The sequence below is a fragment of the Pseudomonas sp. DC3200b2 genome (genome assembly GCF_049895785.1).
Lineage (GTDB): Bacteria > Pseudomonadota > Gammaproteobacteria > Pseudomonadales > Pseudomonadaceae > Aquipseudomonas > Aquipseudomonas massiliensis.
Genome location: NZ_JAFCTA010000006.1, coordinates 184,927 through 200,630, shown reverse-complemented (window position 1 = coordinate 200,630; position 15,704 = coordinate 184,927). Strand labels below are relative to the sequence as shown.

The 15,704-nt window shown below is 63.8% G+C and carries 20 protein-coding genes; 9 read left to right on the top strand and 11 right to left on the bottom strand.

Features of this window, described 5'->3' with window-relative positions:
• The first annotated feature begins 244 nt into the window (after positions 1-244).
• Positions 245-1,210, top strand: coding sequence for a thioredoxin-disulfide reductase (gene trxB, locus ACP691_RS18175; protein WP_426152130.1), 966 nt, complete (start codon positions 245-247; stop codon positions 1,208-1,210).
• Positions 1,211-1,396: 186 nt separating this feature from the next.
• On the opposite strand, the gene ACP691_RS18170 is transcribed toward trxB, so the two are convergent.
• The 5 genes from ACP691_RS18170 to ACP691_RS18150 all read right to left on the bottom strand — a co-directional run bounded on the left by ACP691_RS18170 (position 1,397) and on the right by ACP691_RS18150 (position 3,869).
• The gene (locus tag ACP691_RS18170) at positions 1,397-1,747 is read right to left on the bottom strand and encodes a HopJ type III effector protein (RefSeq protein ID WP_426152128.1); all 351 of its coding nucleotides are present in this window, start codon (positions 1,745-1,747) and stop codon (positions 1,397-1,399) included.
• Positions 1,740-2,036 (bottom strand): DUF1244 domain-containing protein, encoded by a 297-nt coding sequence (locus ACP691_RS18165; RefSeq protein ID WP_426152126.1) that lies wholly within the window; start codon positions 2,034-2,036, stop codon positions 1,740-1,742. The genes ACP691_RS18170 and ACP691_RS18165 overlap by 8 nt, the downstream gene beginning before the upstream one ends.
• A 67-nt stretch (positions 2,037-2,103) precedes the next feature.
• Positions 2,104-2,475, bottom strand: coding sequence for a dihydroneopterin triphosphate 2'-epimerase (folX, locus tag ACP691_RS18160; RefSeq protein WP_426152124.1), 372 nt, complete (start codon positions 2,473-2,475; stop codon positions 2,104-2,106).
• A gap of 17 nt (positions 2,476-2,492) precedes the next feature.
• Positions 2,493-3,200 carry a dihydromonapterin reductase gene (folM, locus tag ACP691_RS18155; protein WP_426152122.1) on the bottom strand — a complete coding sequence of 236 codons (708 nt, stop codon included), beginning with the start codon at positions 3,198-3,200 and terminating at the stop codon, positions 2,493-2,495.
• A gap of 87 nt (positions 3,201-3,287) precedes the next feature.
• Entirely contained in the window at positions 3,288-3,869 is a 582-nt protein-coding gene (locus ACP691_RS18150) for an antibiotic biosynthesis monooxygenase (protein ID WP_426152120.1), read from the bottom strand.
• A 240-nt stretch (positions 3,870-4,109) separates the two neighbouring features.
• On the opposite strand from ACP691_RS18150, the gene ACP691_RS18145 reads away from it, so the two are divergent.
• A complete protein-coding gene (locus ACP691_RS18145) occupies positions 4,110-5,060 on the top strand; it encodes a MerR family transcriptional regulator (protein ID WP_426152118.1) in 951 nt (316 codons plus the stop codon).
• Here the strand turns inward: ACP691_RS18145 and ACP691_RS18140 are convergent, their stop codons facing one another.
• Positions 5,061-5,666, bottom strand: coding sequence for a hypothetical protein (locus ACP691_RS18140; RefSeq protein WP_426152116.1), 606 nt, complete (start codon positions 5,664-5,666; stop codon positions 5,061-5,063).
• Positions 5,667-5,706: 40 nt separating this feature from the next.
• Complete coding sequence (locus tag ACP691_RS18135; protein ID WP_426152114.1) at positions 5,707-6,174, bottom strand: PAS domain-containing protein; 468 nt, start codon at positions 6,172-6,174, stop codon at positions 5,707-5,709.
• Positions 6,175-6,270: 96 nt separating this feature from the next.
• On the opposite strand from ACP691_RS18135, the gene ACP691_RS18130 reads away from it, so the two are divergent.
• Positions 6,271-6,738 (top strand): flavodoxin, encoded by a 468-nt coding sequence (locus ACP691_RS18130; protein ID WP_426152112.1) that lies wholly within the window; start codon positions 6,271-6,273, stop codon positions 6,736-6,738.
• A 216-nt stretch (positions 6,739-6,954) separates the two neighbouring features.
• Here the strand turns inward: ACP691_RS18130 and ACP691_RS18125 are convergent, their stop codons facing one another.
• Positions 6,955-7,740: an IclR family transcriptional regulator gene (locus ACP691_RS18125; protein WP_426152110.1), complete on the bottom strand. Its 786-nt coding sequence runs from the start codon at positions 7,738-7,740 to the stop codon at positions 6,955-6,957.
• A 130-nt stretch (positions 7,741-7,870) separates the two neighbouring features.
• Between ACP691_RS18125 and hmgA the strand changes: the two genes are divergently transcribed.
• The 3 genes from hmgA to maiA are packed head-to-tail and all read left to right on the top strand — an operon-like array spanning position 7,871 to position 11,090.
• Positions 7,871-9,163: a homogentisate 1,2-dioxygenase gene (hmgA, locus tag ACP691_RS18120; RefSeq protein WP_426152107.1), complete on the top strand. Its 1,293-nt coding sequence runs from the start codon at positions 7,871-7,873 to the stop codon at positions 9,161-9,163.
• Entirely contained in the window at positions 9,160-10,458 is a 1,299-nt protein-coding gene (fahA, locus tag ACP691_RS18115; protein WP_426152105.1) for a fumarylacetoacetase, read from the top strand. Before hmgA ends, fahA begins: the two co-directional genes overlap by 4 nt.
• Positions 10,459-10,460: 2 nt before the next feature.
• Positions 10,461-11,090 (top strand): maleylacetoacetate isomerase, encoded by a 630-nt coding sequence (maiA, locus tag ACP691_RS18110; RefSeq protein ID WP_426152103.1) that lies wholly within the window; start codon positions 10,461-10,463, stop codon positions 11,088-11,090.
• Between the two features lie 11 nt (positions 11,091-11,101).
• On the opposite strand, the gene ACP691_RS18105 is transcribed toward maiA, so the two are convergent.
• Positions 11,102-11,908, bottom strand: a complete 807-nt coding sequence (locus ACP691_RS18105) for a SirB1 family protein (protein WP_426152101.1) — start codon at positions 11,906-11,908, stop codon at positions 11,102-11,104.
• 165 nt (positions 11,909-12,073) lie between these two features.
• Here ACP691_RS18105 and ACP691_RS18100 point away from each other — a divergent pair, with 165 nt between their 5' ends.
• On the top strand, positions 12,074-13,093 hold the full coding sequence (locus ACP691_RS18100) for a Glu/Leu/Phe/Val dehydrogenase dimerization domain-containing protein (RefSeq protein WP_426152099.1): 1,020 nt from the start codon (positions 12,074-12,076) through the stop codon (positions 13,091-13,093).
• A 179-nt stretch (positions 13,094-13,272) separates the two neighbouring features.
• On the opposite strand, the gene ACP691_RS18095 is transcribed toward ACP691_RS18100, so the two are convergent.
• Positions 13,273-13,518 carry a YebG family protein gene (locus ACP691_RS18095; protein WP_426152097.1) on the bottom strand — a complete coding sequence of 82 codons (246 nt, stop codon included), beginning with the start codon at positions 13,516-13,518 and terminating at the stop codon, positions 13,273-13,275.
• Positions 13,519-13,670: 152 nt separating this feature from the next.
• On the opposite strand from ACP691_RS18095, the gene ACP691_RS18090 reads away from it, so the two are divergent.
• Together ACP691_RS18090 and ACP691_RS18085 are read left to right on the top strand one after the other, a co-directional pair.
• Positions 13,671-14,168: a phosphate-starvation-inducible protein PsiE gene (locus ACP691_RS18090; RefSeq protein WP_426152095.1), complete on the top strand. Its 498-nt coding sequence runs from the start codon at positions 13,671-13,673 to the stop codon at positions 14,166-14,168.
• Positions 14,169-14,241: 73 nt separating this feature from the next.
• Complete coding sequence (locus tag ACP691_RS18085; protein ID WP_426152093.1) at positions 14,242-15,063, top strand: DUF1206 domain-containing protein; 822 nt, start codon at positions 14,242-14,244, stop codon at positions 15,061-15,063.
• A 62-nt stretch (positions 15,064-15,125) separates the two neighbouring features.
• Here ACP691_RS18085 and ACP691_RS18080 read toward each other — a convergent pair whose 3' ends face one another.
• Positions 15,126-15,461, bottom strand: coding sequence for a DUF3509 domain-containing protein (locus ACP691_RS18080; protein ID WP_426152091.1), 336 nt, complete (start codon positions 15,459-15,461; stop codon positions 15,126-15,128).
• Between the last annotated feature and the right edge of the window lie 243 nt (positions 15,462-15,704).

Sequence of the window (15,704 nt, the reverse complement as noted above, 5' to 3'; positions counted from 1 at the left end):
TATTTCCCATCCTGGGCGCGTCTCGTTAAGCTTCACCCACTAGCGTACCGTGGCACGTTCCAGGCTCCGCGCCCGAGCTTGCGCAGGCCTGATCCATCATTCCCGCCGATGTACGACTCGGAAGAATCAGGTAGGCCAACGCAGGCTTCAACCAGCAGCCTTGCGCCAATGTTTCTTTTCATCTCAAGCCGGCCCGCCGGCACCACGAACGGCGGATGATCGAGCCGTTCGACAGGAGTTTGTCATGTCCGACCTTCGTCATTCCCGCGTTATCATCCTGGGCTCTGGTCCTGCCGGCTATAGCGCTGCCGTGTATGCGGCGCGGGCCAACCTCAAGCCCTTGCTTATCACCGGCCTGCAGGCTGGCGGCCAGCTGACCACCACCACCGAGGTGGATAACTGGCCTGGCGACCCCCACGGCCTGACCGGCCCGGCGCTGATGCAGCGCATGCAGGAACATGCCGAGCGCTTCGAGACGGAAATCGTCTTCGACCATATCAACGCCGTGGACCTGGCCGCCAAGCCCTTCACCCTCAAGGGCGACAACGGGACCTACACCTGCGACGCGCTGATCATCGCCACCGGCGCCAGCGCGCGCTACCTGGGCTTGCCATCGGAAGAGGCCTTCATGGGCAAGGGTGTCTCGGCCTGCGCTACCTGCGACGGGTTCTTCTACCGCAATCGCGACGTCGCTGTGGTGGGTGGTGGCAATACGGCCGTGGAAGAAGCGCTGTACCTGGCCAATATCGCGCGCAAGGTCACCCTGGTTCACCGCCGTGAAACCTTCCGCGCCGAGAAAATCCTCATCGACAAGCTGCACGCCCGGGTCGCCGAGGGCAAGATCGAGCTCAAGCTCAACGCCGTGCTCGACGAGGTGCTCGGTGATGACATGGGCGTGACGGGTGCCCGTCTCAAGAACAACGACGGCAGCAGCTCGGAGCTGAAGGTAGACGGCGTATTCATCGCCATCGGCCATACCCCGAACACCTCGCTGTTCGAAGGTCAACTGCAGCTCAAGGACGGTTACCTGGTGGTCAAGGGCGGCCGCGAAGGCAATGCCACTGCTACGAATATCGAAGGTGTGTTCGCCGCGGGCGACGTGGCCGACCACGTCTATCGCCAGGCTATCACCTCGGCGGGCGCCGGCTGCATGGCCGCCCTGGACGTGGAGCGTTACCTCGACGGCATGCAGAACGCGACCTTCGAGTAGTCGAGTCCAGCAGGGGCCGATGCCACTGCCCGGCTTGCAAGCCCTGCCGATCGTTCGGTAGGCGCTGGCGGCAGCTGGCAAAGGACATGTAAGCGGGACATTCGCCAGCGCTGCCGGCTCACATCAGCGCCAACGGCTTTCCCCTTCGCCGAAACGAGGGGGGGCGTTGCTAAGGCCAAGTCTTGCTCAGGCCCGCGGCACCTTAGGCGTCAAAGCAGGCGCCTCGAAGCGCACCCCCGCCAGCCCATGGGCAATCAGCGCACGGATATTCGCGTGGTCGACCCCTTCGGGGGTGGCCTGCACGGCGCGGTAATGTTCACCGAACGCCAGTAGCGCTTCTTCATCGCTCAGACCCTCGAGCAGAGCCAGTGCCAGGGTTTTGCACGAGCCTTCGTTCTGGCCAGCGGCGTTGCTGACATCGCCATTGGTGAATGCCTGCGGGGCGTAATCGTAATGGTCGGCGACGAAGGCCAGGGTTTCGGCGAAGAGATGCTCGCCGGTTTCGAGGCTGGCACGCAAGGCATTGATATCAGTCATGAGGTTTCCCTTGGGCGAAGGCCGCGGCCTGGGCCGGGTTGGCTTCTGTTTGATAAAGACGTTTCCACTCGTCGTAGGGCATGCCGTACACCGCCTCGCGAGCTTCGTCCTGCTCCAGGGGGATGCCTTGTTCGTCAGCGGCGGCCTTGTACCATTTGGACAGGCAGTTGCGGCAGAAGCCGGCCAGGTTCATCAGGTCGATGTTCTGTACGTCGGTGCGCTCACGCAGGTGGCTCACCAGGCGGCGGAAGGCCGCGGCCTCGAGTTCCAGGCGCTGTTGATCGTTCAATGTGCAGGCTCCTGCGGTTCGTGGGGGCGGCGATGATAAAAGCGTCTTCGGCGCCGGGCAATGGGCCTCAGCGTTGCTGGGCCAGGGTAATGGATACTGATTCGGCGAAGCGCAAGGCATGGGGTTTATCCACTTCCGCCTCGCAGTAGGCAACCGCTTCGTAGGTCATGACCAGGTCCAGGATTTCCTGGGTCAAGCGCTCAAGCAAGGCGAAGCGGTTGCCCTCCACCAGCGCGATCACCGCCTTGGTGATGGTGCGGTAATTCAGGGCATGGTCGATGTCGTTGTCGCGCACCGCGTCGCTGGCGCGATACAGGATGGTCAGGTTGATCAAGACATCCTGCTTGTTGAGGATCTCGTCCTCATTGATGCCGATGTAGGTCCGTAGGCGAAGGTCTTTGACCCGGATTCGGGCCATTCCTGGCTCCAGATGCGGCATGGTTCAAGCTCCCAGATTCATTTCAGATGCCGACCGCCATTGACGGTCAGGGTCGTACCCGTAACGTAGCAGTTATCCAACAGGTAGCGCAGGCTCTGATAGATCACCTCTGCGCCAGGCTCGATGCCCAGCGCGGACTTGGCCAGCGCCTTGCGCCGGTAGGCGTCGTCGTCCTGTTCGTTGAAGGCGATCAGCGCCGGCGCGATGCCGTTTACCTTGATTGCCGGGGCATAGCGGGCGGCGAAGGACAATACCAGACTGTCGAGCCCGGCCTTTGTTGCGCAGTAGGCGCTGTGCCTGGCGCTGCCCTTGCGCGTGACATCATCGGTGATGTGGATGATGTCGGCCTTCGGGCTTGCCCTGAGCAACGGCTCGCTGGCCAGGTTGATCAAGTAGGGCGCGAGCATGTGCACGTTGAACATGGCCTGGAAGGGCGCGGCGCTGTGCTCGCTGCCATCAGGCCGCCAGGTGGAGGCGTTGTGGACAATGGCGCGCAGGCCCGATGTTCGGGCGCCAAGTTCATCTATGAAACGACGAATGCCGGCTTCATCGCTGAAGTCGGCATACAAGGCGGTGCCGCCGGCTGCCTTGAACGTGGTCAGGCCAGGACGCTCGGTCTTGTAGGTACCGATCACCGCGTAGCCGTCCGCCAGCAGGCGCAGGGCGCAGTGCAGGCCGAGGCGCTGGCTGGCACCGGTGATCAGGATGGGGAAAGTATCTGGCATGGGCTGCTCGCTGGCGCCGCCGCGCCGGGCGGCGAAACCAGGCGAGCCTATCGCACCCCGTTGCCCTTCGCCAACCCGCGCCGCACCTCAGCGAACGCCCAGGCCGTTCTTTTCGGCTGTCTCACGGCCCGGAGCGTTGAGCCACGGCGCCAACAATCGCGTGGACAACGGAATGAAGATAAACACCATCAGCGGTGTAAGCGCCAGGGTACTGACCAGGATGCGTGGCGCCAGGGCCAACTCATCCAGCCAGGGGCCGAACGCAATATTGAACAGCAGCGACACCGGGAAAAAGGCCAACCAGATCGCCACCGCCTGCTTCCAGCGCGGCGGGCGAGGCGCATCCGTGGCGCTGGCGACATTGGCGAACCAATTGTCCATGCCCTGCACCCGTCGCTCCGATGGCTCGGCGAACAGCCCATTGCCGCGCTTGAGCCAGGCTTGTCGCGACGCGGAAAACTCCCAGGCATGCAGGGTGGCGGCATCGGCAAAACGGAAAATCATCTGGTACTCGTTACCGCCCACGGGCGGGGCCAGGATGCCGGAGCCCAGGTAGCCCGGGAAATCGGTGGCCAAGTGCTCGCCTTCCTGAAGCCAGGCGATCAGTTCGTTATAGCGGCCTTTGGCGGCACGGCGCGCGACCAGCATCGTCACGGGTGGGGTAGACATTGTGTATCTCCGGCTACGGGCATTCAGCCCCGGGTAGGGGCGACGCGTCCGGGCCCTGGGGTAACAAGGCTCGGCACTCGATGATAGACCTTTCCGAAGCAAGGATCATTCCGGATCTGATGCAAGTTTGCCTGCATAGCGATATGCCCTTGCTGTTCCAAATGCAGAGGGACATGCAGGTGAAGTGTCTGATCAAACGGTTACAATATGCCTACCGCTTGTAACGCCTGGTTCTTTTCGATGAGCGACAACAATTACTTCCTGAGCGCTGACCGTGCCGATAGCCAACAGGAGCTTTTTCCAATACGCGAGGTAGCGCGCCTGACGGGCGTCAATCCTGTGACGCTGCGGGCATGGGAGCGCCGATATGGGCTTATCCTGCCGACTCGCACCGAAAGTGGGCATCGTCTGTATTCCCCAGCGGACATCGCCGAAGTCAGGGCCATCCTTGGCTGGCTCGAGCGGGGCGTGGCCGTGAGCAAGGTCGGCAAGCTCCTGGCACGCATTCAGGCGACGAACATGCCTCAATCCCCGGAGCCTCGCCATGGCTTGAGCGAGTACGCTCAATGGCGCGACCGCTTGACCACGGCCATTCAGGCCTTCGACGAGCTGGCGCTGATACGCCTGTATGGTCAGGTGTTCGCCACCTATCCGTTGGGCGTCGCCTTCGAAGAGGTGTTCATGCCTGTCTGGGAGGAAGTCCGGTTACGCCAGGACGGTTTCGGCGCGGTCAGTGAATGGACCTTCCTGGACCACTTCCTGCGTGGACAGGTCCTGAGACGTCTGCAGTTTTCGTCCACGGAAGGAAGCGACAGTCCGGTGTTGCTCTGCGCGATCCCCGGCCAGTGCTTCGAGCTGGAGTTGCTGGTGGCGGCGCTCATGCTGAGCGACGCGCATACCTGGGTAAGGCCGTTGGGCCTTGGTCAGCCCTTGGAAGAATTGGGGCTGGTCTGTGAGCGGGTACAGCCCAGCGCGGTGGTATTGTTTTCGAACCATGCGCCAGCGGCGGATACGGCCAAGCGCTTGCTCAAGCTGAGCCTGCAATTGGAGTGCCCCCTGCTGTTGGCGGGGGAATTCAGCGAGTTGATCCAGGATCAGCTGGTCAACACCAGTATTGGCTGCCTGGGCAACCACGGGCCGCTGATGCAGCGTCGCCTGGCCCAATATGCGGCAGGCCATCTGGATACCTGATCAGCTATGCAGGTGAGGGTGAGCCAAGCGGTGCTGTTCGAGAATGTAATCATGCAGCCGCTCGGTTTCCTGCGGATCGTGGGGCATCAGCCGGTAGGCCAACAGGCCGTCGGCGGTCTGTCGCTCCAGGCTGCCGCGCAAGGCGATGGGGGTGTAGCCGGGGGGGGCGAACCAGAGCGAGAACACCTCGGGCGCCGCGCCGCCGTCGCGTACTTGCAGTACGAGGCCGTTGACCGAGATTTCCACCACCCACAATGAACTGGCATCGCCGTTGCGGTCCTGCAGAGGAATCGCCTCGGCCAGCGCCAGACGCCACGGCCTGACCATGGGGCCGTCCTCGTAGATGGTCGGCGCGCCCAGCCTGATGCGCTGGGCATGGAATTCATCCTCGGCAACGCGCAGGGGAAAGCTCAATTGCTGGTTCTGGAACTGGGCCTGGATGGTCACGCAGCCCCGCGCCACCAGGCGCAGCAGCAAGTCCTGCAAGCGACCGGCGCCCTCGACCGCCAGGCCGGCTCCGGTATCGGCCAATTCGCCTTCCGGGCTGTTGTGCAGGCTGCGGATAAAATCCAGCTCATCCTGGCTTAGCAGGGAATCAGGTTGCATATCCGGCTCGTTGAACCTCGATGAGTAAGCGCCCGCCGCGTCATGAACGGTCGTCCGGGCTGGAAGCAGGGGCCAGCCCCGCCAGTTCGGTCAGCCTGGCCAACTCGGCTTCGAGCTGCAGGATTCGTTCCCGCGCCGCGACCTGTTCGCTGACGTCCTTTTGAATGCCAATGTAATAGTGGCGACCATCCGCTTCGTTGAACACCGGCGTAATGGAAAGCTCGTTCCAGAACGGCGCGCCGTCCTTGCGATAGTTCAGCAGTACCTGGCGACATGCCTCACCCTTGTCGAGGGCCTCGCGCAGGGCCTGGCGCGCCTCAGGGGCCGCCTGGCCATTCTGCAGGAAACGGCAGTCGCGGTAGAGGATGTCCTCGCGGGCGTAGCCCGTGAGCCGCTCGAAAGCCGGATTCACGTAGATCAGGATGTTGTCCCGGCCTTCCTGTTCGGCGATCACGATGCCGTCGCTGGAGGCATCCACCATGCGCTGCAACAGATTGGAATTGATCATGGCCTCTCCGGACTCCCTTGGCGGACCATTCTAACGTAGCTGCTGGCCGGTTGCCTGGCCTGATAGACTGCCTGGTCAACCCCCAGGAGGCCTGGCATGAATGTCGCTCTGTTTTCCGGCACCGTCTATGGTACCGCCGAAGAAGTCGCCCACCACGCGGTCAAACGGTTGCAAGCAGCCGGTCACCACTGCCATTACCAGCCAAGGAGCACGCTCGCCGACCTGTTGGCCTTCCAGCCCGATGCGTTGCTGGGCATCACCTCCACGACCGGCATGGGCGAACTGCCCGACGACCTGATGCCGCTCTACAGCCAGTTGCGCGATTCGCTTCCGGCCACCCTACGCGGGCTTCCCGGTGGCGTCATCGCCTTGGGCGATTCGAGCTACAGCGACAGCTTTTGCGGTGGGGGCGAGTCGCTTGCCGAGCTGTTCGACGAGCTTGGAGTGATCCAGGTCCAGCCCATGCTGCGCCTGGATGCCAGTGAAAGCGTAACGCCGGAAACCGATGCCGAGCCTTGGCTGAATGCTTTCGTCACTGCCTTGGAGGCCGGGCGCGGGGCATAAAAAAGGCCGCTGCGCACACAGCGGCCAAGCAAGACGTTGGTCAGGAGCTACCAAACAACGTCGGGGGTCACGTTGAACATCACGAGAGGGAACCTTGACTCAAGGACCTTAAGCCAACATTAAGCTGAACGATGTTCGACCCCCCGAAGAATACGTGCACAAGGCAGTTCGAAAAATCGGACTGTTTGACAATCACCGTTGCGCTTGCGGTAACAATCAGTCCTGCCGCAGCCCGTGGCCCATGCGCCAGCTGACACCGACTGCAGCCTCCCGCAAGGCCTGGGCCGCCGGCCCGTCGGCCTCGGCATGGAACATCGAGCTGGGCCCCACCACCGTCATCACCGCAACGATACGGCCCAGGGCGTCGAACACAGGAGCGGAGAGCGCGTCGACGCCTGGCAGTAGCAAGCCATGGACATGATGCATGCCCGCGGCGCGTACCTGGGCCAGGAGCGTGGGCAGTGCCTGTTGCTCCCGCGCGGGCAGGGCCGAGTGCTCCGCTTCCCGTAGCGCCTGGGTTTCGCGCTCGGGCAAGAACGCACAGAACACCAGGCCGGTGGATGAGTGCAGCAACGGCAGTACCGAGCCGACCTGCGTGACCACCGTCACCTCTCGCACCGCCGGTTCGATGCTCACCACCGTCGGCCCCTGGTTGCCCCAGACAGCCAGGAAGCAGCTTTCATTGAGCGCGTCGCGCAGTTGCGAAAGCGGCAGCGCCGCTTGCTTGAGCACGTCCATGGACCCCAATGCCGCCAGCCCTACCCGGAGCGCCTCCCGACCCAGCGCGTAATGGTTGGTGGCTGGATTCTGCTCGGCGAAACCGCTGGCGATCAGTGCTTGCAGGTAGCGATGCACCTTGCTGGCCGGCATGCCCAGGTGCTCGGCCAGGCGCGAAAGGGAAGTGGCCGGCGTCAGGCTCGCCAGGGCCTTGAGGATGTCCGTGGCCACCTCCGCGGAACGAACCTTTTGCTTGGTGTTGGGCGTGTCGGTGGCGTCGCTCATGGCATTGGGTCCAAGGGGAAGGGTCGCCTTTATAGCTTGACCACAAAAGGGGAGCAAATTACGTTATGCGTAATCCGTTTACGGTATCCGGCATTCACAAGAATAACAGGCGGCTACGCCAGGAGACGTAATGACCGACGCTCATCCCATGCTCAGCGGGTTCGGCAACCATTTCTGCAGCGAGGCCATCAAGGGCGCGCTTCCACTCGGTTGCAACTCACCGCAACGGCCACCCCTGGGACTTTACGCGGAGCAATTGTCCGGCACCGCGTTCACTGTTTCCCGGGCTGAAGCGCGACGCACCTGGTTGTACCGCATCCGCCCCTCGGCCCTGCATCCTCGCTTCGAGCGCCTGGGGCGCCAGCTGGTAGGGCAGGACGCCGGGCCGGTTAACCCCAACCGCCTGCGCTGGGACCCGCTTCCCATGCCTACCGAGCCCACGGATTTCCTCGATGGTTTGCGGCCCATGGCGGCCACCGCCCCGCCAGAGGCGGCCAGCGGTGTGAGCCTGTACAACTGGTGCGCCAATCGCTCCATGGAACGCGTGTTTTTCGACGCCGATGGCGAGCTGTTGCTGGTGCCACAGGCCGGGCGTGTGCGGTTGTGCACTGAGCTGGGCGCGCTGGACGTAGCGCCGGGCATGATCGCCGTGGTACCTCGCGGCATGAAGTTCCGGGTCGAGCTGCTCGACGCGCAATCCAGGGGCTACCTGGCGGAGAACCATGGCGCGCCGCTGCGCCTGCCGGAGCTGGGCCCCATTGGCAGCAACGGCCTGGCCAACCCGAGGGACTTTCAGGCTCCCATGGCGAGCTACGAAGACAGCGCCACGCCCACGGTGCTGGTGCAGAAATTCCTGGGCGAGCTGTGGGGTTGCCAGCTCACCCATTGCCCTCTGGACGTAGTGGCCTGGCATGGAAACAACGTGCCTTATCGCTACGATCTGCGCCTGTTCAACACGATCGGTACCGTCAGCTACGATCACCCGGACCCCTCCATCTTTACCGTGCTCACATCGCCTGGTACCCAGGGCCAGGCGAACCTGGATTTCGTCATCTTCCCGCCGCGCTGGATGGTGGCGGAAAACACCTTCCGTCCGCCGTGGTTCCACCGCAATGTGATGAACGAGTTCATGGGGCTGATCGAAGGCACCTACGACGCCAAGGCCACGGGTTTCCAGCCTGGAGGTACTTCGCTGCACCCCTGCATGAGCGCCCACGGCCCTGACGCGGCCACCTGCGCCCAAGCCATGGCGGCCACCCTGGCCCCGGTCAAGCTGGATGGCACCCTAGCCTTCATGTTCGAAACCAGCCAGGTGCTGCGTCCGAGCCGTTTCGCCCTGGAATGTCCACAACTGCAGGCTGACTACGACCAGTGTTGGGCCAGCCTGCCCGGTCACTTCTCCCCCCATCAGGAGCGCCCATGAATCCTTCGTCCATGCCGCGTAGCTGGTGGGCGTCCGCGAACGGCCATGCCGATTTCCCTTTGCACAACCTGCCGTTGGGCATCTTCACCCAGGTAGAAGGCGGGCCGCCGAGGCCAGGCGTGGCCCTGGGCGATAGCATTCTCGATCTGCGGGCGCTCGATGGCACCGGACTGTTGAGCGGGGCTGCGCGGCAGGCGGTACGCGCCTGCGCGGACGGCACGCTCAACGGGTTGTTTGCCTTGGGCTCCGGCCCTCGCCGCGCCTTGCGCGAACGGTTGCTCGCCTTGCTCACTGAACATGCCCCGGAGCAGGCCCAGGTAGCGCCTTGTCTGCTGAAACGTCACGCCTGCACGCTTCACTTGCCAGCGCGTGTCGGCGACTACACCGATTTCTACGTAGGCATCGAGCATGCCCGTAACGTGGGCCGTTTGTTCCGACCGGACAACCCGCTGTTGCCCAACTACAAATATGTGCCTATCGGCTACCACGGCCGCGCTTCCACGGTGCGCCCGTCAGGGCATCCAGTGCTTCGCCCCTGGGGGCAAACCCTGCCGGCGGGCGCCAGCGAGCCGCGCCTGGGCCCCAGTGCTCGCCTGGATTTCGAGCTGGAGCTTGGTATCTGGCTGGGCCCCGGCAACACCCTGGGCGAAGCGGTACCCATCGACGAGGCGGCCGAGCAGGTCGCCGGCTTCTGCCTGCTCAACGACTGGTCCGCCCGCGACTTGCAGTCCTGGGAATATCAGCCCCTGGGCCCGTTCCTGTCCAAAAGCTTCATCACCACGGTCTCGCCCTGGGTGGTTACGCCTGAGGCATTGATGCCCTATCGCTGTGCCCAGGCGCCGCGACCGGAGGGCGACCCCGCGCCCTTGCCCTATCTGCTGGACCCTGAGGACCAGGCCCGCGGTGCCCTGGACATCCAGCTGGAGGTGCTACTGCTTACCCCCGCCTTGCGTGAAGCCGGCATGCCCGCCGAACGCATCGCCTTGAGCAACACTCAGGCCATGTACTGGACAGTGGCGCAGCTGGTGGCCCATCACAGTGTCAATGGCTGCCAGCTGCAGGCGGGCGACCTGTTCGGCAGCGGAACCCTCTCTGGGGCCCTGCCGGGCCAGCACGGCAGCCTGCTGGAAATCACTGGGGGCGGCAAGCAGCCGCTGCGCCTGAGCAACGGGGAAACCCGCTGCTTTCTGGAGGACGGCGACGAGGTCATCCTGCGCGCGCGTTGCCATCGGGAGGGCCTCGGCGGATTGGGCTTCGGTGAATGCCGGGGGCGCGTTCTGCCCGCCAGGGAGTGACCATGGTCCTGTACGGCTATTACCGCTCCACGGCCACCTATCGGGTACGCATAGCGCTGGGGTTGAAAGGGTTGTCCTGGGTCAACGCGCCTGTGAACCTGCTCAAGGAAGAGCAGAGCGCCGAAGCCTTCCGCCAGCTCAACCCCCAGGGCCGGGTACCCGTGCTGCTGCTCGAACATGGCGAGCCGTTGATGCAGTCCGGCGCGATCCTCGAATACCTGAACGCTCGCTACCCCTGGCCTCCGCTCTTGCCCGAGGAAGCTGTCGAGCAGGCACGGGTTCGTGGCGTGGCCGCGCTCATCGGCTGTGATATCCATCCGTTGCATAACGCAGCCGTGCTCAAGGCGCTGCGCCATCTCGGCCTGGATGAAGGCGCGGTCAATGCCTGGATCGCCCGGTGGGTAGGAGAGGGGCTGGCGGCGGTGGAAAGCCTGATCGATTCCAGCGAAGGCTATTGCTTCGGCCCGGCCCCAGGGCTTGCGGACCTTTACCTGATCCCGCAGCTGTATGCGGCGCAGCGGTTCGAGGTCGCGCTGGACCCTTACCCGAAGATCCGCGCCGTCGCCGCCCGGGCTGCGACTCATCCGGCGTTCATCGCGGCACATCCGTCGTGTCAGGTGGATGCCCCCTGAGCGACTACCGCTCAGTGAAGGCGCCGCGGTTCCGCACGCAGGGCCTTCAGTCGTTCGGCAAGCCGTAGCCGTTGCGCCGGGTCCTCGGTCAGCAGTAGCGCCCGCTCTACATCGAAGCGCTCCGCCTGCGTGCATTCCAGGCGCTGGTAGAGGTCAGCACGGGCCAGGTAGTCGGCCACGGTGCCGGAGCCAAGTTCAAGCACGCGTTCGGCGTCCTTGAGCGCGGCCATGTACTGGTCGTGGCTGGCATGCAAGTAGCGCAGGTTGCGTGAAAGCCGCTGGATGATCTGCGCCGGGCTGGCAGCGGCCAGGTGTTCGGCGCGTAACATCTGGCCTGGCCCATATTGCCGCGCCAGCAGCTCCCGGCAATCAGCGGGGTAGAGCCGTCGCCCGCCGCAAGGGTCCAGGCAGTGGTCCGCACCTGGCACCTGCAGGAGGAAATGGCCGGGAAAGTTCACCCCAAGCAATGGAATGTCCAGGCGCCCGGCCAGCTCCAGGGCGATCAATCCCAGGGCCAGGGGCTGGCCTCGCTTGCGCGCCAGTACCCGGTGCAGCAAAGCGGCCTCGGGGCGCAGCGGGTGCCGCTCATCCTGAGCGAAGCCCTGGGCATTGAGCGATCGCAACAGGGGTTGGGCCAGTTCACGCGCGGGAAGGCTGGGCAGAGTGACGTTTACGGCCAGTTGCAGGTGGTGCAGGCTTGCCATGGCCGTGGCCACCTCGAGCGCCGGGTCGTGCTCGGCCGCGACCCAGAGGGCAGCCTCGAAGGGAGCGCCAGGGGAGCGGGCCAGGCAATCCAGGCAGGCTTGGCGTGGGTTCATTCTGATAGCTCCGTGGGGCGGGCTTCGCTGGCTACCGGCGGCATATCCCCCGTTGTAACCCTGCCCAGACGCTGCCGTCCAGTAGGATTCGTCCGCCGCGCAGGATGCGGCAGGCCACCTATACTGCCTAGGATAATCTTCGCCTACCTTATCGGAGCTGCCGACATGCTCGCGCTGATGCAACGCACCCGCGTGGAAAAGGTACACCTGATGGTAGACCCGCCAACCGGCTTGCGAGCGATCATCGCCATTCATGGCGGGCGCGCCTTGCCCGCGCTCGGTGGTTGTCGCTACCTGGCCTACCCGGACGACGACAGTGCCGTGGCCGACGCGATTCGCCTGTCTGAGGTCATGACCTTCAAGGCCGCCCTGGCGGGGCTGCCGTTCAGTGGCGGCAAGGCAGTGATCCTGCGTGGGCCGCATGTCGAGGACCGCGCCAGGCTGTTCGAAGCCTTCGGCCGCTTCGTGGACAGCCTGCAAGGGGGCTACATCACCGCGGTGGACAGTGGCACCAGCACCGCTGACATGGACTGTGTGGCCCAGGCCACCGCCTATGTCACCAGCACCACGGCTGCCGGCGACCCCTCGGCGCACACCGCCCTCGGAGTATTTGCCGGTATCCGCAGCACCGCCATGGCGCGTCTGGGCAGCGACAACCTCGAAGGGTTGCGGGTAGCCATCCAGGGGCTCGGTCACGTCGGTTACGGCCTGGCCGAGCATCTGCATGCGGCAGGGGCCGAATTGTTGGTGTGCGATACCGATCCGGGCCGCGTTCAGCTGGCGGTCGAGCAACTGGCGGCTCGGCCAGTGGCTGCCGACGCGCTGCCGACCACTCCGTGCGACATCTTCGCGCCCTGTGCCCAGGGTGGGGTGCTCAGTGCCAAGACCGTCGCCCAGTTGCGTTGCGCGGCAGTGGCCGGCTCGGCCAACGCGCAGTTGGCCAGCCTCGAGGTGGCGGATCAGCTGGAGGCCCGGGGGATTCTCTACGCGCCCGACTATGTGATCAACGCCGGTGGGCTGATTCAGGTCGCCTTGCAATACGGCAATGCCGAGCCGGTCGCGATCACCCAGCATCTCAGCCAGATCGGCCAACGCTTGACCGGTATCTTCGCCCAGGCCCAGGCGACCCACCGTTCACCCGCCCGGGTGGCTCAGGCCATGGCGGAGCGGCTGGTGTATGGCTGAGTTCAGGCCCTCGGCGGCCTCGCGCAGAAAGTGCCAGGCGCGGGCGTCGTTGATATAAGCCAGGCTCAAGCGCCGTCAGTCGGTCGCCTGGCCGCCGACAGTAGCGCGGTTGCTCGCCTGCCTGCTGCGCCAGAAGCAGCGCCCCAGCGTTGAGCCGAGGCAGCCGCGGCTGGGTAGGGCTACTTGAGCTCGGCCAGGGCTTCGACGTTGCTCTTGAACGCGGCGGCGAAGATTGACCGATGCTTGGCCAGGAAGATGCCGATTTCCTCAGCCTGGTTTTCATTCAGGCCAGGGATGTTCTTTTCCAGCACCTGACCGACCACTTCGGCCAGTTCAAGCATTTGGTCGTGAGCATCTGCGAGTTTCCTATCCAAGAAAATGGTCTCCAGGTCACGAGTACTTCGATACAGGACTTCAACAGCCATGAGGGCCTCTCAAGCGCGAGCGTTTGCGTATGCTGGTTATTTATACAGTGTCATGAGCGCGCAGGCAAGCCTGTGGCCTTGATTCTGCATGTGCGTTCTGCTGTAACACACCCCGGGCAAGCTGCCCGGCTAATGGCAGAAGGATAGACACCGTGAAGAACAATTGGGCCGATGCGTTGCGCGAACGGTTGCACGCTTGCGCCGAGTCCCTGGGCAATCTCCTCGTGGAGGCTTTTCATTACCTGGCGCTGTTCGCCATCGGCGGGGTCACCGCCTGGGCGGCGGTGCTCGCGTTCATGGGCATGCTGGAAAAGGGCGCCATCAGTGTCGATGACATCCTGCTGCTCTTTATCTATCTGGAGTTGGGCGCCATGGTGGGTATCTACTTCAAGACCAACCACATGCCGGTCCGATTCCTGATCTATGTGGCGATCACGGCGCTCACCCGTCTGCTCATTTCTGATGTGTCCCACCATGAGCCGGCCGGGTTGGGTGTGGTGTACCTCTCCGGCGCCATACTGCTGTTGGCCTTCGCTATTCTGGTGGTGCGCTATGCCTCGTCGCGCTTCCCTTCCATCAAGATCGAGGGCCCTAGGCGCAAGGGCCCCGGCAAGGTCGAGGTAGTAGAACTGGAAAAGGGCGAAACCTGAAGCGCGGCAGTATTCGAACCCAGGCCGCGAGCTTTGGTCTTCTCTTGTAACGTTTTTTTCAGAAGAGAAGTCCATGTCCCCGCATCGATCGCTGGTCATCCTGGCCAGAAGCGGTTATGCCGCTCGCGGCGTGATTTACTTGATCATCGGCCTGTTCGCCCTCTTCGCCGCGAGAGATTCGACCGAGCCCAAGGACAGCCGTGGTAGCCTCGAGGTACTGCTGAGCCAGCCATTGGGGCACACCCTGGTAGGGATGGTGATCGTCGGTCTGCTGGCCTTCGCCGGTTGGCGAGTGCTACAGGCCACCCGCGATGTGGACCACCATGGCACCCAGGCCAAGGGGGTGGTCATTCGTGCCGGGCTCTTGGCCGGCGGCATCATCAACGGCGTGCTGGCCGCGTTCGCCCTGGGGCTGTTGGTTAGCGGCCTGCGCAGTTCGGGAGGTGGGGACGGGCAGCAAACCAAGGATCTGCTCGCTCATCTGCTGTCCTGGGAGCATTCCAACTGGCTGGTGTACCTGGCAGCCCTGGTTCCTCTCGGGGTAGGCATCGCGCACCTGATCAAGGGGTGGAAGGCCTCGTTCGAGAAATACTTCGAGGCGGACGAACGCGTTATGCGTTACGTGCGGCCGGTATCCCGCTTCGGCCTCATGGCCCGTGGGGTCGCCTTCATCGAAATGGCCGTTTTGCTCGGCTTGAGCGGGTCGGCCTACAAGGCCATGGACCCGCCCGGCATCAAGGATGCGCTCAACGCGTTGCAGGACATGCCCGCCGGCGGGTTGATACTGGGGGTCATGGGGCTCGGGTTGATTGCCTTTTCGGTCTACAGCTTCGCCGAGGCAATATGGCGCCGGATCAACATGGATGTACCTGGCGTCCCCGGTGGCGGCAGGTAGGGCAGGGCAGCCGTTTTCTAGGAATGGCTTTCAGAGCTGGAAGCCTTCGTAGCACGCTACTTTCAGAACCGGGCGGCCGCTGCCTGGGCCGGCACCTGGGCGGCAACCTGTGAAGGAACATGGGTAACGATCGCCGCGCGGTTTGCGGCGGTCATGGCCGCCAGCATCTCCATGGGGTGCTCGCCACGCTCTATGGCGATGCCGAACTTGATGCTCTGGATCAGGCGCTGCAGCCGCTTGGGATCGTTGCGTTGCGCCGGGCTGATCATTCGCTTGGCGACCATGCCCGCATCGTTGGACAAGGTCAGCATAATGGTGCCATCGAGCCCCTGAATGCTCAGATTCACTCGGTAATCGGGCTGGAACGCATCGCTGATGATTTGAAAGGGGTTGTCCATATGTCACCTGCCTAACGAGACTGCCTTATTGACTGAGACGGCCTGGGATAGTTCTGGGCGTACTGACCATCGGCACCCCCGCCAGAGGCCGTGCTCAGGCCCGGCTTCTGGTCACAAGCAAGGCCCATGCCGCTGACACCCTGTCCGTCTTGGTCCATAAGATAAGTCACGCGCCCGGCCTCTGTACCCCGGCTTGGTTCCAGGCGGAGCATCCAGGGCAGGATCGCACTGAGAAAGGGCATC